Origin of the sequence: Streptomyces sp. NPDC014894 (assembly GCF_043080985.1) — a bacterium.
Lineage (GTDB): Bacteria > Actinomycetota > Actinomycetes > Streptomycetales > Streptomycetaceae > Streptomyces.
In genome coordinates this window covers 401716-426826 of sequence record NZ_JBIBWD010000007.1, presented here as the reverse complement: position 1 = coordinate 426826, position 25111 = coordinate 401716, and the positions used below count along the sequence as shown (strand labels likewise).

Sequence of the window (25111 nt, the reverse complement as noted above, 5' to 3'; positions counted from 1 at the left end):
TCACACCTGCGTCCGGTGGAAGTTCAGGAACGAGCGCGAGGCGGTGGGCCCGCGCTGGCCCTGATAACGGGATCCGTACCGCTCACTCCCGTACGGGAATTCCGCGGACGAGCTGAGCCGGAACAGACACAGCTGGCCGATCTTCATTCCCGGCCAGAGCTTGATCGGCAGAGTCGCGAGATTGGACAGTTCGAGCGTCACATGCCCGGAGAACCCGGGATCGATGAAGCCGGCCGTCGAATGGGTGACCAGCCCGAGCCGGCCGAGGGAGCTCTTTCCCTCCAGCCGGGAGGCGAGGTCGTCGGGCAGCCCGATGACCTCGTAGGTCGACGCCAGGACGAACTCCCCGGGGTGGAGGATGAACGCCTCGTCGCCGTCCGGTTCGACCGTCCGTGTGAGATCGCTCTGCTCGACGGCTGGGTCGATATGCGGATAGCGGTGGTTCTCGAACACCCGGAAGTAGCGGTCCAGCCGCACATCGATGCTCGAGGGCTGCACCATGGATTCGTCGTACGGGTCGATGCGCACCCGACCTGCGTCGATCTCGGCCCGGATGTCCTTGTCTGAGAGAAGCACCCCCCGAGGATACGCAGAGCGCGCGGACCCGCCCTACCCGGACGTCTCCGCGCGCCCCCGACTCACCCTTCGCCGCCCTCGCGCGGCCCGGTCAGGCTCCCCGCTACCGCTTCACCGACTCCACCGGCACCGCACTCCGCAACCGCGCACACCGCGGACACCGAATCAACCGCCCCGGCCCGATCCGCCCGGCCCCGAGCTGCTGCATCGGAAACGAAGCGGTCGCGAAAACGTGCCCCTCGGCACAGCGGACGACGGTGCGCTCCATCAAGTCCATCTGGTCCCTTCCCCAACGAATGCGGACGAACGACCACATTAGGGGATGAACCCAACCCGACCCCACCCGGCTCTCCGCCCCCCAAAGGTACGCCCCAACTCCCCCGCCCCCACAGCCCCGTCGACACCCCCGCGCGCCCCCACGGCGCGGGGCTGGACGCCCGGGGGCAGGGATGGGGTAGAGTGAGCGGCGTTGCGGATCTGGAGATCCAGATCGCTGCGCGGGTGTAGTTTAATGGTAGAACATGAGCTTCCCAAGCTCAGAGCGCGAGTTCGATTCTCGTCACCCGCTCCATAGTGAAGCCCCAGGCCAGCGGCCCGGGGCTTTCGTGTTGTCTAGACCAATTCAGCTGCCGCGTGCCCGTCGTATGCCGATGGCGAAAATGATCGCGCCGGAGGACTCCGCACTTCCCGTTTCGTCGCGCATGGGAAAGCGACCCGCCCGTCGACGGGTTTCCTGGCGGCGGCGGTGGGCGGGGGCCTACCGTGCTTGTGGTTTCGAGAGCCGGAGGGGGTTCCGTGGTGGATACGGGGTTGGCGGAGCGGATCGCTGAGGGGCGGGCCGGGGTGGGTGATCCCCGGGCGCTGGTGGGGGAGTTGCGGCGGTCGCTGGTGCTGGTGCCGGTGGCGGACGGCGGGCTGTGGACGGCCGAGTTCGGTGGGGTGCGATGGGTGTGCGGCTTCACTGATGAGGGGGCGCTGGCGCGGTTCGCGGCGGCGCGGGGTGAGGCCGGTCGGTCGTGGGAGTTCGCCGAGATGCGTGGCGCGCGGTTGCTGGACGAGGTGGTTCCCGCGTTGGGCGCGCCGGCCGGTGTGGCGGTGAACATCGCCGATGGGGATGGGTCGATGCTGTTTCCGCCGGTGGTGGGGATCGTGCCGGACGCGGTGGCCGTGGACGCGGGCCAGGGGGGTGTGCGCTGATGGGCGGCGCGGAGGATCTGGGCGTTTCCCGGGAGAGCGTGCAGCGGATCACCTCGGGGCTGCGGTCGGCGGTCGCGGAACTGGGTGAGATCGGTACCGGGACCGGTTCGCTGATGGGCAAGGGCCTCTCGGAGCTGTCGATGACCGGGATGGAGGCCGGGCACCACGGGCTGTCGACGGATTTCGAGGACTTCTGCGAGCGGTGGGAGTGGGGGGTGCGGGCGCTGGTCCAGGACGCGAACACGATCGCGGCGAAGCTGGGGCTGGCGGCAGGGCTGGTCTGGGAGGAGGACCGGTACATCGAGGGGACGATGAAGGTCGCGGTGAACGCCGCCGTCGGCAATCCGCACGCCTCGGAGGACGAGATCGTGAAACAGGGGTGGGGCGAGGTCCTCCGACCCGACTATCTGGACCCGGACTACAGCGCGGAGTCGTTCGAACGGGCCCGTGAGGAAGCCGGTCAGACGTGGAAGGACACCGGGCGGGCGGTGCTGACCGAGGGAATGGGCGGGCAGCGGGTCAGCGCCATCAACGACCTGGTCGGGGTCGACCAGGAGAAGTTCGAACGGGCCGTCGACAACACGTACGGGCCCTCACCCGAGGAACGGGCCGCGCAGCAGCGGGACAACGGGGGGAACTGAGTCCATGGGCATCGGTGACATCGTCAGTGACCTCACCCCGGACTCGGTGGAGAACGCGGTCGAGAAGGGGACCGAATGGGTCGGTGAGCGGGTCGAGGACGCCGGGGACTGGACGGCGGACCGGCTCGATGACGTCGGCTGGGAGTCGGGGTCGGACTGGGTCCGGGACAAGTCCCGCTCGCTGGCCAACCGCATGGGCGCCGAAGTCGACGAACTCGACCTCGGACAGAGCGAGGACAAGACCAAGCTGGTCTACGGGTCGCCGTCGAAGCTGCGGTCGACGGCCTCGCATCTGAAGGATCTCCAGAAGGCGTTCGACAGTGTCGGCAGGGGGCTGGGTGGTCTGGATTCGGCGTCGCTGAAGGGGCAGGCGGCGGACGCGTTCCGGGCGACGGTGCAGATCGAGCCGCCGAAGTGGTTCAGGGCCGCTGACGCGTGCGAGAAGGCCGCCGGGGCGCTGGAGGCGTTCGCGGGGACGGTGGAGTGGGCGCAGGGGCAGGCGCAGACCGCGATCGAGAAGTGGAAGGCGGGGACGAAGGCGTCCGCGGACGCTCTGGACGCGCACAACGCGAGTGTGGCGTCCTACAACAAGGCGGCCGACCAGTACAACGCGAAGCCCGCAGACCAGCGGGACCCCTCCTCCCTGCCGCCGAAGCCGGGCGAGTTCTCCGACCCGGGGAAGGCGCGGATGGAGCAGGCGCAGGAACTCCTCGCCGAGGCGCGCAAGCAGCGGAACACCGCCGCCGAGACCGCCCGTGCCGCCGTGGCCGCGGCCCGGGACGCGGCCCCGCCCAAACCCTCGTACGCCGCGCAGGCCGCGGACGGCCTGGCGGAGTACGAGGTGCTGCGGACCCACTTCGGTGCGGGGATCGTGAAGGGCACGGCGGGGCTGGTGACCTTCGCCCGCAGCCTCAACCCCCTCGACCCCTACAACCTCACCCACCCCGCCGAGTACGCCCTCGCGCTGAACAACACGGCCGCCGGGCTGGTGATGGTCGCCAACGACCCCGCGGGCGCCGGCAAACAGATGATCAGCAACTTCATGAAAGACCCCGCCGAAGGCTTCGGCCGACTCGTCCCCGACCTCCTCCTCACCGCCGCCACCGGCGGCGCGGGCGCCGGGGTCAAAGGCGCCCGGGTCGCGAAGGAGGCCGCCGACCTCGCCACCGACCTCGACCGGGCGCGCAACACCGTCGACGACGCACCACCGGGCGCCCACAACCGTACCGACGGCGAGAAGACCACCCAGGACACCGACCCCGTCGGCCTCGCCACCGACCTCAACCGGGCGCGCAACACCGTCGACGACGCACCAGCCGGTGCCCACAACCGTACCGACGGCGAGAAGACCACCAAGGGCACCGACCCCGTCGACCTCGCCACCGGCCGGATGTTCCTGCCCCAGACCGATGTAGTCCTTCCCGGCACCCTGCCTCTTGTCTTCACGCGCCGTGTCGAGTCCGGCTACACCCTCGGCCGGTTCTTCGGACCCTCCTGGGCCTCCACCGTCGACGAACGACTAGAGATCGACGCCAGCGGTGTCATCCACGTCACCGACGACGGCAGGCTGATCGCCTACCCTCACCCCGTCCCCGGACTGCCCACCCGGAGCGAGTTCGGGACCTCCCGCACCACACTCGTTCGCCTGGACGACGGTGACTACACGATCACCGACCCCGACACCAGCCGCACACACCACTTCGCGGCACCAGCAGGAAACCCCGGCGACGACGGCGACGCATGGGCCGTCCAGATCAGCGACCGCAACCACAACACCATCACCATCGATCGCACCGACGACGGCACGCCCCTGGCACTCGTCCACTCAGGCGGCTACCACCTCACGCTCACCACCGAGGAGGGCCGAATCACGGCACTGGCCCTCGCCGACGGTGAAGAGAACCACCCGATACGGCGCTACGGATACACAGCCGGCGACCTCACCACCGTCATCAAACCCTCCGGCGCCACCCTCACCTTCGAGTACGACCACCACCACCGAGTCATCGCCTGGATCGACTCCAACAACAGCCGCTACGACTACACCTACGACCACCGGCACCGCGTGATCGCCGAAGGCGGCGAAGCCGGCCACTTCCGACTCACACTCGCCTACGGTGACCCCGCCCCCGAAAGCGGCCACCGCACCACCACCCTCACCACCGCCGAAGGCCACACCACCCGCCACCTCATCGACGGCCGGTGCCGGACCCTCGCCACCACAGACCCCCTCGGCCACACCACCCGGTTCTCCTACGATGCCCGAGGCAACCGGGTCACTCGTACCGACTCCCTCGGCCGGACAACGTCCTACGCCTACGATGAACGCGGCTTCCTGACGAGAGTCACCCTCGCCGACGGAAGCGAAGCACACACTCGATACAACTCCCTGGGGCAGCCGACTGAGATGTCCGGCAGGGATGGAACCTGCAGGCGACAGGAGTACGACGACCGCGGCAACCCGGTCGTGGTCATCGATCAGGGTGGCGCCGCCACTCACCTCACCTATGACACCCGGGGCCGGCTCACCTCGGTCGCTGACCCGAGTGGAGGTGTGACCGAGGTACGGTGCGACGGTGTCGGCCTCCCGGTGCGGACGACCGACCCGCGGGGTGGGATCACTCTTCTCGAACGCGACGCCCACGGTCGGCCCGTGCGCCTCACGAACGCCCTGGGTATGACAACCCATCTCGAGTGGAGCCCCGATGGCGCTTTGTCCCGGCGAATCGGCCCGGACGGGGCGGCAGAAGCATGGGTTCATGACGGCGAGGGCAACTGCATCAGCCACACGAATGCCATCGGACGGACCACTCGGTACGAGTACACCCACTTCGACCTGATGCGCACCCGGACCGGCCCGGACGGCGTTCGTCACGAGTTCCGGCACGACAGCGAGCTACGCCTGACACAAGTGGTCAATCCACAGGGTCACACGTGGTCGTACACCTACGACGGCAACGGGTGTCTTGTCTCCGAGACCGATTTCGACGGGCGCACGCTCGCCTACACTCTCGACCCGAACGGGCAGCTCATCGCATCGACGAATGCGCTCGGCCAGACAATCTCCTATCAGCGGGACGCAGTCGGACGAGTGATCAGCAAGAACATCACCGGTGAGGTAACGGCCTACACGTACGACCGTGCGGGACGGCTGGTGCGGGCGACCGGCCCGGACAGCGAGCTGATCCAGCAATACGATCGCCGTGGGCGCCTCAAGACCGAGATGTCCGATGGCCACGTAACCACCTACACATACGACACGGCAGGCCGTCGCATTCGGCGCTCCACCCCTACCGGACATGTCACGACCTACGAGTACGGCACGACAGGTCGGCTCACGCGCCTCACCAGTGGTGAGCATCGCATCGGATTCGCTTACGATGCCGTCGGCAACGAAAAGGAGCGTCTCTACGACGATTTCCTCACCTGCGAATCCACCTGGAACGCAGCAGGCCGTCTCGCCACTCAGTTCCTCAACACCTCCGCAGGTGCTCTGAATCACCGCAGCTACACATACCGCGCCGACGGTCAACTCGTCTCATGGAACGACGCTCTGCGCGGACCGTATCGCCTGGAACTGAACACGGCGGACAGGATCACTTCCGTCACCGCAGACGACTGGACGGAAACCTACGCCTACGACACAGCGGGGAACCAGACGCAAGCGTTTTGGCCGTCCGGTCATCCGGGCCAGGAAGCCGTGGGTCCGCGTACCCACACAGGAACCGCCCTCACCCGCGCCGGGAGGGTTCGTTACGAACACGATGGCCTGGGCCGAGTTGTCCTCCGTCAGGTGACCCGGCTGTCACGCAAACCTGATACCTGGCGGTACGAATGGAACGCAGAGGACCGGCTCACAGGCGTCACCGTACCTGATGGCACTCGATGGCGATATCTCCACGACCCCCTCGGCCGTCGCGTCTCAAAGCAACGCCTCGCGGACGACGGCACGACCATCGTCGAGGAGATCCGCTTCACCTGGGACGGTGTGACTCTCTGCGAACAGACCAGCAGGTCAGCTGAGCTGCCGAATCCGGTCACCCTCACCTGGGACCACCGAGGGCGCCGCCCCCTCGCCCAGACCGAGCGCATCCTCACCGAAGGCGCTCCCGACACCATGATCGACGAACGCTTCTTCGCCATAGCCACCGATCTCATCGGCACCCCCACCGAACTCATCGGAGAAGAAGGCGACATCGCCTGGCGCACCCGCGCAACAATCTGGGGAGGCACCACATGGAACACTTCCGCCTCCGGCTACACTCCTCTGCGCTTCCCCGGCCAATACTACGACCCCGAAACCGGTTTCCACTACAATTACTTCCGCCATTACGATCCGAATACTGCCCGATATCTTTCGGCAGATCCGCTCGGGCTGGCACCGGCCCCTAATCCGGTCACTTATGTGGGCAACCCGACAATGCAGAGCGATCAATTGGGGCTGGCTCCGAACGACTACCCTCCGGATGAGAAGCCAGAAAGCAGGATACCGAGCGAAGAGCACTATTCGGCTGAGGATTTGGCCCGGGTCGCAGAACATCTGGGGACACGTGTCGATCCTTGGGAAGTCAACGATGCCATGATCGCAAATATTCGTGCGAGCATGGACGCGGGGCGTCCACTGTCCGAGGGGCAAATCTACTTCATGAGACACGAACTGACCGAGGCTAGATTAATGGACGAGGGGATGTCGTACGACGAGGCGCACAAAATCGCCTTGACGACACATCCCTATTTGAAAAATTACAGCCCGGATGTCATATCCGAATATCCGGGATGGTTCAATAAGGCATGGCGCAAGGCTTGGGGCATGGATTGATGAATGTTTTCTCAGAGGGGCCGCGCAGTGTCGCCGTCCGAGCAGACGAACCTTCCGGTTTCTATGCATCACTCGAACAAAACCGCCACCACTCTCCATCGGCATTCCATTCGGGCCGAGCTCATCGAGTCATCACGGAAGTACGTCGGAATTTCGGAGGAATGATCGCCAGAGGCCTCTTGGGGGGAGAATTCAGGCCCGCCGCGAGCGAACAGGACCTGATCACGGTGTTTGAGGTTCCCTTCGAGTCACACCTCATGGAGAGCGAAATCCAACCCGCCTGTCACAGCGAACTCGGAGCACCTCTCATCGTCGGACTTCCGGAGGAATTCGCCGAATCGGTGCTCGCCGGGCTGACGGATGAATCCGCCGGTGCCCTCCCCGCCGGTGTCCTGAGAATCGATCGCGCCGGCTTCGACATGGCGGGTTCGTCCGCGAACACCTTCAGGGATGTCGGAAGACTGCTGCGGGGCGTCATGAGCGCACTCTGCGAGGGCCGCGACCCGGAACAGACGGCGAGAGAGGCCCTGCGAAGCTGGTGACCGGACCGGATCGCGGCTTCCACGCGGCGCGACTCACGGACACCTCCCGGCGTCAATACGGACCAGCCGTGCCACAACGTGCCAGCCAGGGGGGCAGCAGAGGAGTGCCTCACTGCGCAAGCAGTCTCCAAGATCTACATATCCGCTGGTAAGCAGCACAGTCGGCGCAGGCTGCCGGGTGATTCCCAAGCTCAGAGCGCGAGTTCGATTCTCGTCACCCGCTCCATGGTGAAGCCCCGGCCGACGGCCCGGGGCTTTCATGTTGTCTAGACCACTCGCCGCTGGGCGCAGGACATCCTGAGGGATTCACCGTTCACGGACGACGCGGCGGTGATCGTCGCCGAGCTGGGCACGAACGCGTCCCTGCACACCGCCGGCGGCAGCGGTACGGGAAGCGCTCCCAGCCCGGAGCCGCCGGACGACGAGTCCGAACACGGCCGGGGCCTCGGTATGGTCAGCGAGCGCCCACCGCGTGGTCGTTCACTCCGCCCTGGACCAGCCCGCCACCGAGGCAGCTTCAGCAAGTTCAGTCCGTCTTGAACGGGGGCGGGAGTTTGCGCGAGGACGATGTGCGCAGCCGTCGTCACCAGGAAGCTCTGCCCCAAAGGCCAAGGAAACGAGCTACGACGTCCGATCCGCGTTCACTGGACACTCTCCCTTCGGGCGAGGTGCGTTCCCGCCCCGAGACCGCTTAGCCTCTACCGGTCCATTTGGCCTCGGAAGGTTCAAAGAAGGAGTGTTCATGCGGCAACGGGAAGAGGGCAGCGGGTTAAGAGTCGCGGCCTGGGTACTTGTGCCCCTCGGGCTGGTCCTGGTGCTGGGGGGTATCGGGCACTTCTTCACGAACTACCAGGGGACCACCGTCGTGAGCGAGGCGATGAGGCCCACGTACCGCCCGGGCGAGCGGCTGATCATCGAGCGCATCGGCGCGGGCGAGATACGCAGGGGTGATGTCCTACTCATCCATGTGCCCGACCGCTATCAGGACAGCCCGGCCCTGCAGCGGGTCATTGGGATGGGCGGCGATCATGTGGTGAGCGACGGCAGACGGATCACGGTGAACGGGAAGCAGCTCAACGAACCGTATGTGATGCGCGGCGAAGTGCACCCGACCACCAGACCGTACGACGTGAAGGTGCCGGACGGGCGGCTGTTCCTGCTGGGCGATCACCGGGGGAATTCGAACGACTCGCGATACTTCCTCGACACGCAGTCGGGCAGCGTCGCGGCCTCGGGGGTGCTCGGGCGAGTGCACAAGGGTTCCACCGTGCCGCCGGTGTTGGCGACGCTCGGGGGTCTCGGGATCGTGCTGACCCTGGTCGGGATCGGCCTGGGGATCGGAGGGCACGCGGCCGGGCGGCGCGCCCGGCGATCGCTCGCGGCTGTGCCGCCGCGGCCAGTGACCTAATCGCTCTTGGGCGTTTGCGCTGCGGCCGGCGTGAGCGGCGGCTCGGTGGGGCGGGGCGCGATCGGCGGCAGCGTCCGCCAGCCGACGCGGCCACGGCCGTCGTAGAAACATGCCGAGAGCCCCCGCATCGAGTTGCGGCACGCCCTCGAACCGCCCGTCGATGGGTTTCCTGGCGGCGGCGGTGGGCGGGGGCCTACCGTGCTTGTGGTTTCGAGAGCCGGAGGGGGTTCCATGATGGATTCGCGGCACCGCCCGGCAGCCCCGGCGACGACGGCGACGCCTGGAACATTCAGGTCAGCGACCGCAACACCATCACCATCGGTCGCACCCGCTGGGTAATTCGACATGCTCTGGCCCCTGGGCCACTGCCCACGCGCATGGCCGTGCACCGGTGACGGCGAGACGGTGCGGAAGCCTCGTCGTACGGTCTGTCTTTCGCCGGTCGGCCGCCCGGCCCGGGGCCGGACGATGGCGTCGGTGCGTCCGGGCGGGCGGCTTCAGACGAAGAGGAACGCGATGGTGGTGGTCGCGCCGAGGGTGGCGCCGGCGGCTGTTTGGGCGATGGTGTGGTACTTGAGGGCGACGCGGGACCAGCACACGGCGGCGGTGAGCGCGTAGGCGATGAGCCACCAGGGGGAGTGCGTCGCGGCGAGGAGGGCCGCCACGGCGGAGGCGACGGCGGAGTCCACGGAGATCTTCCAGACGGTGTTGACCGCGAGGAGGCCGATGGTCATCGCCCAGAGGCCGAGCATCGCGATCAGGATGGGTGTGGGCGCGCCGCCGAGGAGCATGATCATTGAGCCGGTGCCGATGGAACCGAGGATGACGAAGAAGATCGGCGCGCGCTGGGTGCGATCGACCACATGGCGGTCGCCCCAGGTGCCTCGTTTGCGCTCCCATTCGATGTAGCCGGCGGGTATCAGTCCGGCGCACAGGGCGCCGAGCAGGCCCCACAGCAGGCCGGTCCAGTGACCGGCCGCGGCCAGGCCGATGCCGAGCATGCCGGCGAGCAGCACATTGCGCGGCTGGAGGACGTCGGTGACGGTGCGGGCCGCGGTGGTGACGGCCGAGCCGGTGGACGCCGCGGTGGTGGTGTCGTCCGTATCGCCGATGTGGTTCACGCGCCGCGCTCCAGACCGGAGCGCAGGACGACGCGGGTCCGCTGTTCCGGGATGGCCTTGTAGGCGGCGGCCACCCGTACCAGCCAGGCGACCTCGCCGTCCTGGTCGGTGGCGTGGTTGGTCCCGAAGGCGGCGGCCTTTCCGGCGGGCGCGCCCTCGGCCTTGGCGACCAGGGCCGCCTTGATCCAGTGGGCGTCGGCGAGCGAACCGGTCTTCCCGGGGTCCGCGCCCTCGTCCGCGGCGGCCTCCTTGGCGGCGGTCAGCAGGCCGTCGGGCACATAGTGACGCAGCTTCTCGACCGCGTCTGCGATATCCGCCGCCCAGCGGTCGACGCGCAGGTCGGCGGGGGTGTCGAAGCGGGTCAGCTCGCGGGCGAGCGAGGTCGGCGGGGCGAACGGCTGGTCCGGGAAGGCGGTCATCAGCTCACGCCACAGCGGATGCAGATTCACCTGGGCCCGCCACAGCCGGACCCGCCGCCAGCCCTTGTTGAACGCGGGGACGGAGGCCCCGAGCGCGAAGAAGGCGAAGAGGACCACCTGGGCCGCCTCGGTGGCCTTGTCGAAGGTCAGCGCGAAGCTCTCGCTGGGCCGGTCGACCACGCTGATCCACAGGAACAAGGTCCTGCTGAGGGTGTAGCCCACTCCGATGAACATCGCGAAGGTCATCATGCCGAGGCCGATCCGGAGGTGGAGCAGCCGGGTGTCGGCGGTGGCCAGGGCCCATTGGTACGCGCAGACGGCGGACGCGGCGCCCAAGTACACGTAGAAGACGCTCATGTAGAGCGTGGCCCCCCACTGGCCGGCGTGTTCGGCCACGAACCGGTCCGCGGGCGTCGAGCGGTCCACCACCGTGAAGAAGAGCACGGTGAGGAGGATGAGGGTGACCACGGAGGCCTTGGTCGCGACCCGCTGGATGAGCCGGGCGAAACGGACATGGCGCGGGATCGCCCCGCCCTTCGGGAAGTGGCCGTAGATGGCGACGATGTAACTGAGGATCGCCAGGATGGCGATGGTGGAGGTGTAGTGCTTGATCAGCACCGCGAGGTCCACGACAGGGCTGTTGTTGAGGCTGGTCCGGACCACCTGGGTCTTGGTCCACAGGGCGATGGCGAAGCCCGCGTAACAGCCCCACAGGGCGCGGCGGCGCCTGTCCTCCTCGTCGCCCCAGAGCGCGGCCGGCATGCGCCACAGGGCAACGGCGGTCATGAGGCCGGCCACGAGGTAGCCGGCGAGGTCGAGCGCGGTCACGTGAGTTCCTCGGGGTGTTCTGCGGGGTTTGCGCGGGATGTTCTGCGGAGTGTGCGGCCGCGCCCTCGGGCTACGGGCCGGAGATCTCTTCGATGGTGCTGCGGGCGGTGGTGCTACAGGCGGTGGCGGCGTCGGCAGAGCCGGTGCTACGAGCGGTGGAAGAACGTGCGGAGGGAGAACGTGCGACGCCGGTGGGCGACCGGCCGGGAGAGCGAGTTCGCCAGCCGTCCCACCATGTCGTCGCTGGTCACGTCTTGGGCCATACGCGGGATGAGGGACGCGCCGAACTCGGCGAGCCGCTCGTCGTGCGTGTCGTACTGGGCCCGGGCCTGGACCGTGTCCGAGGAGAGCACCCGCTCGATCAGCGAGGTGTCGAACACCGGCAGCAGTCGCCGCAGCTGGTCCGCGTCCAGGCTGGTGCCGTGGTCGAACCACTCGTGGCACAGCTCGTGCAGGATCACGTGCTGGGTCTGGTACTCGGTGGGGCGGCGCCGATAGAGAACGTAACTGGTGGCGCCGGACTTCAGCCGCAGGCCGCAGGCGGCGTCGACGCGCGCCAGCCGTTCGGGCAGTTCTTGGAGGACGATGGTCCGGCCACGGGCCGTCTCCATGTTCGCCACCAGGCCTTCGATGGTGAAAGGCGCAGGTATCGGAAGGTCAGCCAGTCCGGCTTCACACTCTTTGCGCAGTTCACGCAGGGACATTGAGGCCTCTTGATCGTCGTCACGCCTGCATCGCAAGCGGTCGGCGAGTCTAGCCAACGCCGGTCGCCCGCACCGAGCCCGCTCGCGCTAGGGCCTGTCCGGACCACCGTCCTCCACGTCGTCGGTCCGCTGCCTGGCCTTGGTGTCCGCCAGCAGGGAGAGCGCGAACTCCAGCAATTCCGCGGGCAGTCCGTCGTCGTCGACGCCCCGGCCCGCCATACCGCCGATCTCACCGGTGCGCCGCTTGGCGAGGAACTGAAGCCCGGCGACCACGTCGCCGACGACCTCCGACTCCTCCTTGAAAAACCGCCAGTCCACGCCGAAGCCCAGTCCGAGCGCTTTGAGGATCTCCTCGGAGGGCTGTGTGACCTTGCCGGCCAGGATGTTCGAGAAGTAGCTGTGGGAGAGGGAGCCGCCGCGGTCCTTGACCAGTTCGGCGAAGATCCGTCCGGAGACCTTCTGGCCCGGGAAGGTCTTCTCCAGCATGTACTCGACCTTCTGCCGCAGCGACTGCAGTTCAGGCGTGCACTCTTCGTCGATGCCCATCCGGTTACCTACGTTCACCTCATACACCGGCGCAAGTGTCCGGCTTGCACAAACACTCTACGCCACTGTTAACTACAAAAAACACGGCCAGGGGGCCACAGGGGAGTCCCCTGTCCGTGGACAACTTCCGCTGTCCGTGGACGGCTTCCGTGCGCCGAATCCACCCGGCGTCGATCTATGGGTGTAGCCCTTCGCGACGGGGGATGCGCGAAGGGCTACACCCGTGCAGTATGCCAGCCCCTCAAGAACCGTTCCAAGCGCGCCGCCGACATCCTGCGGCTCTTCTCATTTCCCGGGCCGGGAAGCCGCCTTGATTGCCGGCGACCCTGAACGCCTGTTCTCGTTCGCGGGCCGGGCTGCGGGCCTCCTAGACGCAGTCGGCCGGGTGATGCCCGGCGGTACGGGCGGCCCGGGGCCCGCCTGCCGCATGATTCCCCGGCGATCCCGGCCGGCGGGGCGCTACGGTGCCGGTGCGGTGCGAGAGCCGGAGGGGGTTCCGCGTCGGTACGAGGCCGTCGGGGCGGGATCGCCGAGCGGCGGGCGGGGGCGGGTGGTCGGGGCGGGCCCGTACCGGTGTCCCACAGGCGCTGAAAGCATGCGGCGGAGTCGGGGTTGTGGATTGATGACGGTCTTTACAGACGGACAAAGAGGCGGGGTCGCCGTCCGAGCGGACGAACCCTCTGGTTCATACGTATCACTCGCACAGCATCGCCACCGCCACCGCCATTCGGCGCCCTTCCGCGCGGACCGGGATCTACGCCTCACGATAGAAGTGCGGCGTGACTTCGGTGGTGTGTCAGCCCGATGTCTCTTGGGTGGCGAACTCGAAGCAGCCGTGGCGGGACACGATATGACCACGGCTTTCGACGTCCCCATTCATGGCCGACCTCATGGAGAGGGAATTCGCTCAGGCAAGCCGGGAGGCTGCTGCGGGGCGTCATGAGCGCGCCCTACGAAAGCCGCGACCCGGAACAGGCCGCGCGAAGCGCCATGCGGAGCCGGTGATCGGGTCGCGGCTCGACTCGACCTCTTGAATCCTGCGAACCGAGGATCGACGTGACCGAGGAGTTCTCGTTCCGCTTCCGTCGCGGCCCCCACGGGCTCGCGGCGAATCTCCGGGCCGGAGCCCACCCGCTCGAAGAGGCCCCGGCACAGGGCGGCATCCAGATCCACGGGAGCATCCGGCTCGCCCTGCCGGAACCCGGGCTGCACTGGAAGGACGCTGCCTGGCTCGCGTTCGGCGTCTCGCTGAACGCACCGGCGCTGAGCAGGCTCCGGCCGGAGGGGACGCTCATCCGCGTCGCGGCACTCGACTACCCCTTGAGCGACTACCGAGCGGAGGTGGCGGCCCTGGCCATGGACGGATGGCTGCGCGCGCGGTTCGCCGTCGAGACGTCGGGCGCTTCGGTCGAGTACGACACCGTACGAGATCAGTACGCCTTCACCTGGGGCGATGTCGCTGATCCCTTCTCGGACGCGCCCAGGGGGTGAGGGGGTGCCCGCTCTGTCTCGGGCGCATGCGGTCGGTGTGGAGCCGGCCGCCGAGGCGATCGGTCTCGTGGTGGACGAGGCGGGCCGGGCCGCTTTCGTACTCGCGGCCCGGGCCGGGCGTCTCAGCGGCGAGTCTCAGGCGCGCTGGGCGCGGTCGTAGACCTTCTTGGCCGTGGCTCCCAGGATCTCGCCGTACATCTTGGTCGGGGCCGTGGAGTCCAGCGCGGAGTTGACCGAGACCAGGGTGCCCTTGCCGGTGGCGGCGTTGAAGTCGGCGAACCAGGGGCCGCCGCTCGCGCCGCCGCTCAGGCTGCAGGGGATGACCTGGGCGCCGTGCTCCTTCTTCGGCTTGCCGTCGCAGCGGAGGAGTTCCTCGCCGAGGTACGGGCGGGTGGCGGGGTAGCCGAGGGCGGTGACGGCGGCGCCGACGGGGCGGTTGAAGGCGATGGACTGGCCGCCCACGACGTCGGTGAGCTTGCGGCCCTTCTTGTCGGCGTCGACGGCGAGGACGGCCATGTCGTTGACGGAGTCCTCCTCCCAGCTGCGCGGGGCGGCGGCGCTGCGGACCGCGAAGACGCCGTGCGGCGTCTTGCCCTTGTGGTAGCCGGGGACGAAGACCATGTCCATGCTCGTGTTGTAGGGGGACGAGCCCCGGCGTACGCAGTGGGCCGCGGTCGTCACGGCGGACTTGTTGGCGCTCTTCACGGCGGTGGCCGAGCACCAGGTGTCGGCGCCGTTGGCGTTGACGAAGAAGAGCCTTCCCACGGTCTTCAGCGCGGCACCCTTGTACGGCTTGGCCTTCGGTCCGGTCGGGCCGAGGTCCACGGACTTGCCGACGGCCTTCATCCGGGCGTTCGTCCAGTAGCCGAGGGCCGCCTTGCGCTCCTTGGCGGTGTACTTCAGGACGGAGACCGGATCGGCCGCGGCGGGCGCCGCCTGGACGGACACGGCCGTCGCCGTGACCGGGAAGGCGAGCGCGAGGACCGTGCCGGCCGCCGCGAGCCCCGCCGCCCGGCCACGGAAGCGCCGGATCAGGGGAGTTGAGGTCTCGGTCATGGCGGGTGTCTCCTCGGCGGCGCGGTCGGCGGACGGGCTCGTCCGTTCGTACTCGGCAGGAGCGCGGGGGCGGCCTGTCCGGTTGTCCCTGTCGACGTCCTGTGACACGCGTGTGCGGATACGCGAACACGAGCGCGGCGAACCGGGGGCGGCGTGGGGGCAGAACCCGTACGGGGAGGAGGACCGGTGCGGGAGGAGGACCGGTGCGCCGAGCGCGCACACTGGAGGTCGCGGTGAACACGGCCGCCCGCGATCCGTACGGCTCGGAGAGGCCCGGCAGGCACGGAAGCGCGGGCGGCGGCTACGCGGGGCGGGCCGGGCGCGTGAGTGCGGGCGGGAACGTGGCCCGGGGATGGCGGTCCGGGGGGTTCCCGCCCGCGGGAGGAGGGCGGTCGCGGGGGCCGGGGCGCGCGGAACGGGGGGAGGTCCCGTGCGCGGCCCCGGTCCGGGCGGGGTTACGGGACGATCTTGAGGAGCTTGTTCGGGGAGCCGGTGCCGATGCCCGTGAGGACGTTGTTGGTCGCGCCGTTCACGAGTGCCGTGGCCACGGCCGCCGGGGAGGACCCGGGGTGGTTGGTCAGGTAGATCGCGGCGGCGCCGGCCACGTGCGGGGCGGCGAAGGAGGTGCCGTTGCCCGTGTAGGTGGCGCTGTCCGAGTTGTTCCAGCCGGCGGTGATGGCGGAGCCCGGTGCGAAGAGGTCGACGACGGGGCCGTAGTTCGAGTAGCTGGCCCGGGCGTCGGTCCTGGTGGTCGCGCCGATCGTGAGCGCGGTGTCGACCCTGGCGGGAGAGTAGCCGGAGGCGGGCGCGTTCGAATTCCCGGCCGCGATGGAGTAGGTCACCCCGGCCGAGATCGACCGGCGGACCGCGTTGTCCAGCGTGGTGCTGGCCCCGCCGCCGAGGGAGACGTTCGCGACGGAGGAGGAGGTGCGGTTGGCGGTGATCCAGTCGACGCCGGCGATGACTCCCGCGGTGGTGCCGGAGCCGTTGTTGCCGAGGACGCGCACCGCGACGATCTTCGCCTTCTTCGCGACGCCGTAGGTGGTCCCGGCGGCGGTCGTGGCGACATGGGTGCCGTGGCCGTAGCCGTCCTGGGCGATGTTGTCGTTGTCGATGAAGTCGTAGCCGTTGAACGCCCGGCCGCTGATGTCCTGGTGGCTGATACGGACGCCGGTGTCGAGCACGAAGATGGTGGTGGAGACGCCCGCGGAGTCCGGGTAGGTGTAGGTGCCGCTCAGCGGGAGGTTCGTCTGGTCGACGCGGTCGAGACCCCAGGGGGCGTTGGTCTGCGTCGCGGTCGAGTGGACCTTCTGGTCCTGCTCGACCGAGGCGACCGCCGGGTCGGCGGCGAGCCGCTTGGCGGCGGCGGTGCTGAGCTTGGCGGCGTAGCCGTTCAGCGCCGAGGTGTAGGTGCGCTTGATCTGGCCGCCGTAGCCGGTTATCAGCTGCTTGCCCTGGGCGGTCGACGCCTTGATCCCGGCCGACTGCTTCAGCGTCACGATGTAGCTTCCGGGCACCGCCTCGGCCGCCCCCGCGTGCAGAATTCTGCCCTCGGGCTGGGCGGCCTGGGCGGGTAAGGCCAGCGCTCCGACGGCCAATGCCACGGTCGTCGCGGTGGCGATCGCCGCGGCGATCCGTCGCTTGGTGTTGCGCACTGCTGCCATCGAGAGGTCCTCCTCGAACGGTGACGCGCGGGGTGGTCCCGCACGTCCGGCGGCTGCGGCGTACGGGGGTTCGTACGCCGCAGCCGACGATGGCGCGGCCCGCACGGGCGGAGCAAGCGATGCCGCCAAGCTGTCATGACCGCGCCACAATGACGGTCGAGCGGCAACCCGGCGTCAACACACGGCAATACGCGCTTCGCACAAGAGACACGATCCGCACCCGCGACGACGCCTCGTACGACCCGCGCGGGCCGGCCGCACCGGAGACCGGGCCGCCCGCCCGCGCCCGCGGACTCGCCCGCGCCCTCGAACTCGACCTCGTACCGGAGCGTCCGGACGTCGGCGACCGCCCGGCGCGCAGCGGACCGCCGAGGCGTGGCCGGCACCACGACCGTCTGCCGCGTCCGCACCGCTGCCCGGGGGAACCCACCGTCCTGGCACCGGAACGCGGCTCCGGGGCGGGCAGCCGGTGGCCGGGTCACGTCGCGTTCAGGGCCACGGTGGGGTGGAGGCGGGAGGCGCGGGCGGCCGGGTAGAGGCCGGCGAGGACGCCGATGAGGAGGGTGGCGGCCAGGCCGCCGGCGAGGGACCAGGGCGGGATGACCGCGGTCCAGCCCTGGACCTGGGCGAAGACAGAGGTCGCCGCCGCGCCCAGCAGCGCGCCCGTCACACCGCCCAGGCCCGACAGCAGCAGCGACTCGGTGAGGAACTGGAGGCGGATCGCGTTGCGGGTCGCGCCCAGCGAGCGGCGCAGGCCGATCTCCTGGCGGCGCTCCAGCACCGAGATGACCATGGTGTTGGCCACGCCCACCCCGCCGACCAGGAGGGCCACCGCGCCCAGCCCGAGCATCAGGGTCGTCAGTCCCTCGTCGGCGGCGGCCTTGGCGGCCAGCGCGTCCGAGGGGCGGGAGACCCGGACCTCGGAGGCCTTGCCGGGGCTGATCGTACGGGCCAGGATCGCCCGGACGTCCTCCACCGAGGCGTCCGTGGAGCGCTCGAAGACGGTGGTGGGGTGGCCGTCGAAGCCGAAGTGGCGTTCGGCGGCCGGGAATCCGATCAGCGCCACCCGGTCCAGGGTGGGCACCAGCTCGATCGGTTCGAGAATGCCGACGACGGCCACCCGGACGTCGTTCATCATGATCGTCTCGCCGGGCCGGTCGACGCCGAGACGGTCCGCCGCCACCGCGCCGAGCACCGTCGTCGGAAGGCCCGCGCCGGCCGGCGTCAGCCAGATCCCGTCCCCGACCTCGCCGCCGAGGGTGGACAGCAGATCCAGCTCGGCCGCCTGGACGATCACGCCCGCGGTGCGCTCCTGGGGGACCACGTCGCTGCGCCGGACGCGGGCGTCCACATGGGCGGTGGCCGTGGCGTGCCGCACCGGGCCGATGCGCTCGACCATCGCCACCGCGGACTTGGGGAGACTGATCGCCCTTCCGTCGGCGGCCTCGGCCGTCTCCGCGGTGAGGAGATTGGTGCCGAGACGGTCCAGCTGGGCCATCAGATCCGCGCGGCTCGACTCGGACAGACCGACGACCGCGACCATGGTCGCGATGCCGATGGCGATGCCGAGCGCCGAGAGCACGACCCGGGCCCGGCGCGCGCGCAGACCGACCGCGCCGACGCGGAGGACGTCGCGGAGGGAGAGCCGGGACGGCTTGAGATCGTTCCTCGTCCCCGTCCCCGTCCCCGTCCCCCTCCCCCTCCCTGTTCCCGTTCCCGGCCCTGTTCCCGTTCCCGGCCCTGTTCCCGTTCTCGTTCCCGTCATGGGGCGACCTCTTCCGTACGGGAGGCCGGGGCCCGGCGCGGGTGCGCACCAGGGTCCGGGCCCGGGGCCGGCGCCCGGCGGCTGTCCGAGACGATCTCGCCGTCGCGGAAGCGGACCCGGCGCGGCAGCGAGTCCGCGATCCCGCTGTCGTGGGTGATCACGCAGATGGTGGTGCCGGCCGCGTTCAGCTCGCGCAGCAGCTCCATGACGATCTCGCCGGACGCCGTGTCCAGCGCCCCGGTCGGCTCGTCCGCCAGCAGCAGCGCGGGGTCTCCCACCAGGGCGCGGGCGATGGCCACCCGCTGCTTCTCGCCGCCGGACAGCTCGTTCGGCGTATGTCCTCCGCGGTGGTCCAGACGCACCTGGGCGAGCGCCTCGCGGGCCCGCGCCCGCCGCTCCCCCAGGGGCACGCCCGCGTACAGCAGCCCGTCGGCGACGTTGTCGACCGCGTCGCGCCCGGCCGCCAGATGGAAGTGCTGGAACACGAAGCCGATGCTGCGGGCGCGCAGCGCGGACAGCCGGGAGTCGGAGAGCCGGGACACGTCGTACCCGGCGACGCGGACCGTGCCGGAGGTGGGCTTGTCGAGGGTGCCCATGATGTTGAGCATCGTGGACTTGCCGGAGCCGGAGGGGCCGACCACGGCGACCAGTTCGCCCGCCTCGATCGTGAGGCTCACTCCGCGCAGGGCGTGGACGCCTCCGGGGTACGACTTGGTCGCGTCCCGCAGTTCGATCACCGGGTCCCGCCGGCCCGGGGTGTCCGGTCGGCCCGGGATGTCCCGCCGACCCGAGGTGTCCCGCCGGCCCGGGGTGTCCGGCCCGCCCGGTATGTCCCGCCCGCCCGGCGAGGCGGTCGCCCCCCTCATGACTCCCCCGCCACTTCCACCGTGAGCCCCTCGCGCAGCTCCGGCCCGCTGACCTCGATCCGCCCGTCGGCGGTCATCCCCGTCTCCACCCGCACGGTCCTCGTCGCCCCGTCCCGGACGATCTCCAGTCCGTAGCCGCCGTTCTCGCCGCGCAGGGCGACGATCGCCTCGACGGGGACCGCGAGGACCCCCTCGCGGGCCTCGCTGACGAACTTCACGCTCGCCGTCGCGCTGGCGTCCTCGCCGGAGGCGGCGTTCGCGCCGCCGTCGAGGACGACCTCGACGGTGATGCCCTCAGGCCCGCCCTCGCCGCCCTCGGCCCCGGCCTCCTCGGGGCGGACCGTCCCGACGACCTCGCCGGACGCGGTCCTCCCGCTCGGCAGGGTCACCTCGACACCGGTGCCCTTCGCGGTGAGCGCTCCGTCGGTCTGGTCCAGCCGCGCCCGTACGACGGGCCGGGCGGAGGCGATCGTGAGGACCGGCTCCGCCGGGCCGACCTGGTCGGCGAGGGCCGCGTCGGCCTCGACCACCTTGACCCGGTCGGGCTGGAAGACGACATCGCCCTTGCCGACCCGGCCGGTGGTCTCCCGGTTCAGGGACTTCTGCCAGCGCTTGACGGCGTCCTCGGTGGCCCGGTCGTACCAGACGTCGACGTACAGCTTCGATCCGTAGCCCAGATCGCGCAGATTGCGCTCCAGCTGGAGCACATCGCTGCCCCGGTCGCCGTCCTTCATCTCGCGGAACATCGGCACCGGCCCGTAGAGCAGGGTGACGGGCTTGTCGTTCAGCTCGTACAGCGCCTGCCCCCTGGCGACCGTCCCGCCCTCGACGGCGGCCACCGTGACGGTGCCCTCGACGGCGGACTTGACGGCGCGGCGCTGCGCGAAGTCGAGTCTGCCGTCGACGGTCTTGGAGAGGACGAGGTCGGTGCGGACGACCTTCGCGGTGGCGGGCCGGCGGTCGCCGGCGCTCCCGGATGCGTCAGGGCCGCCGTCGGCGAGGAGGAGCACTCCCCCGGCGACGGCCGCGGCGACTGTCGCCGCGCCGAGGGCGAGCCAGGCGGTGCGGCCCCTCACTGCATGCCGTCCAGACCTTCGAGCAGCTTCGACTCGCACGCCTTGTCGGCCTTCTTGTACGAGGGCGACCGCGGGTCGAGCACCGGGGACGCCGGGCTCGGGTCGCCGCCGGGGATCACATTGCCGCCGGACATCGTCGGGTTGGTGAACCGGGAGACGCCGTTGTCCCGCATGCACTGCGCGTGCGCGAGCATCGACTCGTACGCCTTCTGCTGATCGATCTTGGGGGTGGCCGCCATCGCGGTCTGGATCTCGTCGCGGCACGCGCCGTTCTTGCCGCCCTTGATGCCCTCGTTGCGGCCGGGCTGGGCGCCGATCTCGTTGATCTTGTCCCAGTCGAGATGGCCGCTGAGCCTGGGGTCGGGGAAGTCCGGATAGCCGCCCTTGGCGCGCATGCACCGGACGTACTCCATCTGCGCGTCGTAGAAGGCGCTCTTGCCGCCGGGCGCGGCGCTCGCACCGCCCTTGCCCTCGTCCTTTCCCTCGCCCCTTCCGTCGCTCTCGCCCTTCGCGGGGGACGAGGTCTTTGGCGCCTCGGCGATCGCGTCGTCCGGCTTCGCTCCGGCGCCGCCGTCACCTCCGCAGGCGACGGAGAGGGCGAGTACGGGAGCGACTGCCAGGGCGGCCAGCCGCAGCCGGACCGCGGAGCGGGGGTTCGTCATCGGGAAACTCATGCACCGTACGTTCGCCACCGGGGATGACGATCCGCGCATGACCACATGATGGGAACGTAACAATGCCCCCGACCTGCGCTTCCGCCGTTCTCCGGGGTAGTCGGAAGCGGTCCCTCCGTGCTCATAATCGGCCCCATGCCGCATGTGCTTCTGATCGAGGACGACGCCTCCGTACGGGACGGGATGGAGCTTGTGCTGCGCCGGCACGGGTACGGCGTGGACACCGCCGCCACCGGTGAGCAGGCCCTCGCCCTGCTGGCCGGGGCGCAGGGCGGGCGGATCGAGCTGGCCGTACTGGACCTGATGCTGCCCGGCATGGACGGCTTCGAGGTGTGCCGCCGCATCCGGGACCGCTCGGCGAATCTGCCGATCATCATGCTGACCGCGCGCGGCGACGACTCGGACATCGTGACCGGTCTGGAGGCGGGCGCGGACGACTATGTCGTCAAGCCGGTCACCGCGCCCGTCCTGGAGGCCCGGATCCGGGCCGCGCTGCGCCGCGCGGAGCCGTCCGGGTCCGCCGCCGCCGCGCAGCCGGGCGGCCCGCCCGACCTCGGGGGCCTGCGCGTCGACCGCGCGGGGCTGACCGTCGCCAAGCACGGCGTCCCGATCGCGCTGCCGCCCACCGAGCTGCGGCTGCTGCTGGAGCTCTCGGCGTCGCCGGGCCAGGTCTTCAGCCGTGAGCAGCTCCTCGAATCCATCTGGGACCACAGCTTCCTGGGCGATTCCCGGCTGGTGGACGCGGCGGTCGCCCGGCTGCGGTCCAAGCTGGAGGACATACCGGCGAAGCCCCGGTACGTGCAGACCGTGCGGGGCTTCGGCTACCGCTTCGGGCCGCTGTGAGGCTGTGGCGCGGAAGGTCGGACGGGGGCGCCGGACCGGGCGGGCGCGGCGGAAGCGGGTCGTCCGGCGCGGGGAGCCCGACCGGCGGGGCGCGACGGGCCCCCGCCCCGAGGCGGCGTTCCTGGCGGCTGGTCGGCGGCCTGCGCGCCCGGCTGGTCAGCGCCTATGTCGTCGTCGCCCTCATCAGCGCGGTGACCGCGACCGCGCTCGCCTATCGGGAGGCCCGCACCGCCGTCCTCCAGCGCACCCAGAACGCCGCCGTGGACGATCTCCGGGAGCGGGTCGCCGCGGTCGCCGCCGATTTCGACGTACCGCCCGACCAGCGCTCGCTGTCCCGGTTCGCGGCGAAGGTCTCGGACGGCGTCGGGGTCGGCGACCGTATCGTGGTCGCCCGTTACGAGGACCTCGTCGCCGTCTCCGACTCGCTCGCCGACACGGAGGAGCGGATCACGCCCGAGCTGCGGGCCGCCGTGCACACCAAGGGCGGGACCCGCTTCCAGCGGGTGATGTGGCGGGGCGAGCCCTATCTGGTCGTCGGCATGCCGGTGAACTACGCCGACGGGGACCGCCGCGCCTCCGGTCTGGAGGTCTTCGCGATCAGCGATCTGCGGGCCGAACGCGACGACACCGCCGCCCTGCTGGACTCCGTGCGCGACGGCATCGTGCCGGTGGTGGTGCTGGCCGCCGTGCTGGCGCTGCTGGCCGCCGGAACGGTCCTGCGCCCGGTGCGGAAGCTGGGCCGGGCCACCCGCGAGCTGGCCGCCGGGGACCTCGGCAGCCGGGTCGTCGTCACCGGACACGACGAACTCGCCGATCTGGCGCGGACGTTCAACGAGACCGCCGACGCGCTCCAGGCCTCCGACGCGGAACTGCGCGAGCAGGAGGCGAAGGCGCGCCGCTTCGTGGCGGACGTCTCGCACGAACTGCGCACCCCGCTGGCGGCGATGACGATGGTGGCGACCGTCCTGGAGGAGGACGCGGACCAGCTGCCTCCGGACGCGGCGCGGGCGGCCCGTACCGTCGGCGCGGAGACGGCCCGGCTGGCCGGGCTGGTGGAGGATCTGATGGAGATCTCCCGCTTTGACGCGAAGGCGGCGCGGCTGAACGCGGCCGAGACCGATCTCGCCGACACCGTACGGGCGTCGCTGGCGCTGCGCGGCTGGACGGACCGGGTGGAGACGCGGCTCCAGGAGGGCGTACGGGCGGTGGTCGACCGGCGCCGTATCGATGTGATCGTCGCGAATCTGGTGGGCAACGCGCTGCGGCACGGGGCCCCGCCGGTCACCGTGACCCTCGCGACGGCGCCGGCGGCGGACGGGAGCGGCGCGCCGTGGGTGACGCTGGCGGTCTCCGACCACGGTCCGGGTCTGCCGCCCGGGGCCCGGGAGCGGGTCTTCGACCGCTTCTACAAGGCGGACGAGGCCCGTACGCGCGGTACGGGCGACGACAGCGGACAGGGCAGCGGCCTCGGCACGGCGATCGCGCTGGAGAACGCGCGGCTGCACGGCGGCACCATCGAGGCGGCCGACAGGGCGGGGACGGTGAACGCGATGAAGGCGAGGAAGGCGATGAACCCGTCGGACAGAGCGGGCGGATCGGGCGCGGTGAGCGGTCCGGGCGCGGCGGGCGGATCGGGGTGCGGCGGCGCGGTGTTCACGCTGCGGCTGCCCCTGCGGCGTACGGGAGAGGGTACGGAGTGAGGGTCCGGCGAGCGGTCGCGGTCGCCGCGCTGGGGACCGCGCTCATGGGCTGCGGCGTCCAGCCGACCGGGGTGATAGACGCGGGCGAGTCCGCGTCCGGGCTGACGCGCGGGGCGCGGCTGTACTACGCGTCCGCCGGCGGGCTGCGCGGGGTGCCCCTCGACCGGGAGATCGACGACCTCAACACGGTGCTGAAGCTGCTGGCCCAGGAGCCGCCGCCGGCCGAGCGCGACGAGCTGACCTCGCTGGTGCGGCTGGGCGGTTTCTCGGCGAGCGGGACGGGCGCGCGGGTCACGGTGGCCGTCTACGGCGGCTATCCGTCGACGGGCCGCGACCAGGGCACGGGGCAGCTGGTGTGCACGCTGGCGCGCGCGCAGTCCGTCATCGAGCCGAAGGTCAGGACCGAGGACGTCGAGGTCACCGTGCGGCCGACCGAGGGCGACCCGCTGGGCCCCTTCCGGTGCGCGGAGTTCCTCAACGGGTGAGGCGTGGACGGAAGAGGCGTACGGTGCCGGGGGCGCGTGACGGACGGTCCCCGGGGGCACGCGGCGGCCGACTGCCCGGGTCGCGCGGCGGCCGGCTGCCCGCGCGGCCTTCGCGGGCCGCGCCCGCACAGAAACACTTCGTTCCGGGCGAGCCAATATCTGTGACCGCCGGATGAGAATTCAACGCGAGGCGCAGTGAGGGTATCTCACACAACAGGCGGAAAGAAATAATGAGCCGTGCGGGGCGCCCATCGCCGTGCTACTGTCGATCTCAGTTGCAGTTGTGGTTCCCAAAACTTCAAGTGCCCTCACTCGAACTTCTGCGACGGTGAGAGCGCTTTTGTATTTCCGGTCTTTTCCCGGACGGGGTAATCATCGCGGCGACGCGGAGCCCGCACAGTGCGGACTCCGGCGAACTGCCCCAGAAGGAGATCAATATGGCTGCCGGTACCGTCAAGTGGTTCAACGCGGAAAAGGGCTTCGGCTTCATCGAGCAGGAGGGCGGCGGTCCCGACGTCTTCGCCCACTACTCGAACATCGCCGCCCAGGGCTTCCGCGAGCTGCTCGAGGGCCAGAAGGTGACCTTCGACATCGCGCAGGGCCAGAAGGGCCCGACGGCCGAGAACATCGTTCCCGCCTGACGCTGACGCGCACTTCGTAGCTGGGGCCCGCATCCTTGGGGGTGCGGGC

The 25111-nt window shown here is 70.1% G+C and carries 21 protein-coding genes, 1 tRNA gene and 1 pseudogene; 12 read left to right on the top strand and 11 right to left on the bottom strand.

Annotation, left to right across the window (positions count from 1 at the left end):
* Nucleotides 1-576 (bottom strand): dCTP deaminase, encoded by a 576-nt coding sequence (gene dcd, locus ACF089_RS19600; protein ID WP_392028083.1) that lies wholly within the window; start codon nt 574-576, stop codon nt 1-3.
* A gap of 497 nt (nt 577-1073) precedes the next feature.
* Here dcd and ACF089_RS19595 point away from each other — a divergent pair.
* The 7 genes and pseudogenes from ACF089_RS19595 (at nt 1074) to lepB (ending at nt 9183) form a co-directional block, all read left to right on the top strand.
* Nucleotides 1074-1147 (top strand) — tRNA-Gly (locus ACF089_RS19595).
* Nucleotides 1148-1386: 239 nt separating this feature from the next.
* Entirely contained in the window at nt 1387-1773 is a 387-nt protein-coding gene (locus ACF089_RS19590) for a hypothetical protein (protein ID WP_392028081.1), read from the top strand.
* Nucleotides 1773-2414, top strand: a complete 642-nt coding sequence (locus ACF089_RS19585; RefSeq protein ID WP_392028079.1) for a hypothetical protein — start codon at nt 1773-1775, stop codon at nt 2412-2414. Before ACF089_RS19590 ends, ACF089_RS19585 begins: the two co-directional genes overlap by 1 nt.
* Before the next feature lie 4 nt (nt 2415-2418).
* Entirely contained in the window at nt 2419-7233 is a 4815-nt protein-coding gene (locus ACF089_RS19580) for a putative T7SS-secreted protein (RefSeq protein ID WP_392028077.1), read from the top strand.
* Between the two features lie 161 nt (nt 7234-7394).
* Nucleotides 7395-7775: a hypothetical protein gene (locus tag ACF089_RS19575; protein WP_392028075.1), complete on the top strand. Its 381-nt coding sequence runs from the start codon at nt 7395-7397 to the stop codon at nt 7773-7775.
* A gap of 294 nt (nt 7776-8069) precedes the next feature.
* A pseudogene (locus tag ACF089_RS19570) lies at nt 8070-8265 on the top strand (ATP-binding protein); the annotation flags it as partial.
* A 252-nt stretch (nt 8266-8517) separates the two neighbouring features.
* Entirely contained in the window at nt 8518-9183 is a 666-nt protein-coding gene (gene lepB / locus ACF089_RS19565; protein WP_392028073.1) for a signal peptidase I, read from the top strand.
* Nucleotides 9184-9680: 497 nt separating this feature from the next.
* On the opposite strand, the gene ACF089_RS19560 is transcribed toward lepB, so the two are convergent.
* From ACF089_RS19560 to ACF089_RS19545, 4 genes are all read right to left on the bottom strand, one after another.
* Entirely contained in the window at nt 9681-10304 is a 624-nt protein-coding gene (locus tag ACF089_RS19560) for a hypothetical protein (protein ID WP_392028071.1), read from the bottom strand.
* Nucleotides 10301-11551, bottom strand: a complete 1251-nt coding sequence (locus ACF089_RS19555; RefSeq protein ID WP_392028069.1) for an MAB_1171c family putative transporter — start codon at nt 11549-11551, stop codon at nt 10301-10303. Before ACF089_RS19555 ends, ACF089_RS19560 begins: the two co-directional genes overlap by 4 nt.
* A gap of 146 nt (nt 11552-11697) precedes the next feature.
* A complete protein-coding gene (locus ACF089_RS19550; protein ID WP_392028067.1) occupies nt 11698-12255 on the bottom strand; it encodes a toxin in 558 nt (185 codons plus the stop codon).
* An 87-nt stretch (nt 12256-12342) separates the two neighbouring features.
* Nucleotides 12343-12801 (bottom strand): hypothetical protein, encoded by a 459-nt coding sequence (locus ACF089_RS19545; protein ID WP_392028065.1) that lies wholly within the window; start codon nt 12799-12801, stop codon nt 12343-12345.
* Nucleotides 12802-13857: 1056 nt separating this feature from the next.
* Between ACF089_RS19545 and ACF089_RS19540 the strand changes: the two genes are divergently transcribed.
* Nucleotides 13858-14292 (top strand): hypothetical protein, encoded by a 435-nt coding sequence (locus ACF089_RS19540; RefSeq protein WP_392028063.1) that lies wholly within the window; start codon nt 13858-13860, stop codon nt 14290-14292.
* A gap of 135 nt (nt 14293-14427) precedes the next feature.
* Here the strand turns inward: ACF089_RS19540 and ACF089_RS19535 are convergent, their stop codons facing one another.
* From ACF089_RS19535 to ACF089_RS19510, 6 genes are all read right to left on the bottom strand, one after another.
* Complete coding sequence (locus ACF089_RS19535; RefSeq protein WP_392028061.1) at nt 14428-15348, bottom strand: trypsin-like serine peptidase; 921 nt, start codon at nt 15346-15348, stop codon at nt 14428-14430.
* A gap of 455 nt (nt 15349-15803) precedes the next feature.
* Complete coding sequence (locus ACF089_RS19530) at nt 15804-17012, bottom strand: S8 family peptidase (RefSeq protein WP_392028059.1); 1209 nt, start codon at nt 17010-17012, stop codon at nt 15804-15806.
* Between the two features lie 478 nt (nt 17013-17490).
* Complete coding sequence (locus tag ACF089_RS19525; RefSeq protein WP_392028057.1) at nt 17491-18594, bottom strand: ABC transporter permease; 1104 nt, start codon at nt 18592-18594, stop codon at nt 17491-17493.
* Between the two features lie 179 nt (nt 18595-18773).
* Nucleotides 18774-19643: an ABC transporter ATP-binding protein gene (locus ACF089_RS19520; protein ID WP_392028055.1), complete on the bottom strand. Its 870-nt coding sequence runs from the start codon at nt 19641-19643 to the stop codon at nt 18774-18776.
* Complete coding sequence (locus tag ACF089_RS19515) at nt 19640-20719, bottom strand: peptidoglycan-binding protein (protein ID WP_392028053.1); 1080 nt, start codon at nt 20717-20719, stop codon at nt 19640-19642. Before ACF089_RS19515 ends, ACF089_RS19520 begins: the two co-directional genes overlap by 4 nt.
* A complete protein-coding gene (locus ACF089_RS19510) occupies nt 20716-21381 on the bottom strand; it encodes a hypothetical protein (RefSeq protein WP_392028051.1) in 666 nt (221 codons plus the stop codon). The genes ACF089_RS19515 and ACF089_RS19510 overlap by 4 nt, the downstream gene beginning before the upstream one ends.
* A 147-nt stretch (nt 21382-21528) precedes the next feature.
* Here ACF089_RS19510 and ACF089_RS19505 point away from each other — a divergent pair, with 147 nt between their 5' ends.
* From ACF089_RS19505 to ACF089_RS19490, 4 genes are all read left to right on the top strand, one after another.
* Nucleotides 21529-22236: a response regulator gene (locus ACF089_RS19505; protein WP_392028049.1), complete on the top strand. Its 708-nt coding sequence runs from the start codon at nt 21529-21531 to the stop codon at nt 22234-22236.
* A 2-nt stretch (nt 22237-22238) separates the two neighbouring features.
* Nucleotides 22239-23936 carry an ATP-binding protein gene (locus tag ACF089_RS19500; protein ID WP_392028189.1) on the top strand — a complete coding sequence of 566 codons (1698 nt, stop codon included), beginning with the start codon at nt 22239-22241 and terminating at the stop codon, nt 23934-23936.
* Nucleotides 23933-24421, top strand: a complete 489-nt coding sequence (locus tag ACF089_RS19495) for a hypothetical protein (protein WP_392028047.1) — start codon at nt 23933-23935, stop codon at nt 24419-24421. The genes ACF089_RS19500 and ACF089_RS19495 overlap by 4 nt, the downstream gene beginning before the upstream one ends.
* 437 nt (nt 24422-24858) lie before the next feature.
* Nucleotides 24859-25062, top strand: coding sequence for a cold-shock protein (locus ACF089_RS19490; protein ID WP_008743748.1), 204 nt, complete (start codon nt 24859-24861; stop codon nt 25060-25062).
* The last annotated feature ends 49 nt before the right edge of the window (nt 25063-25111 follow it).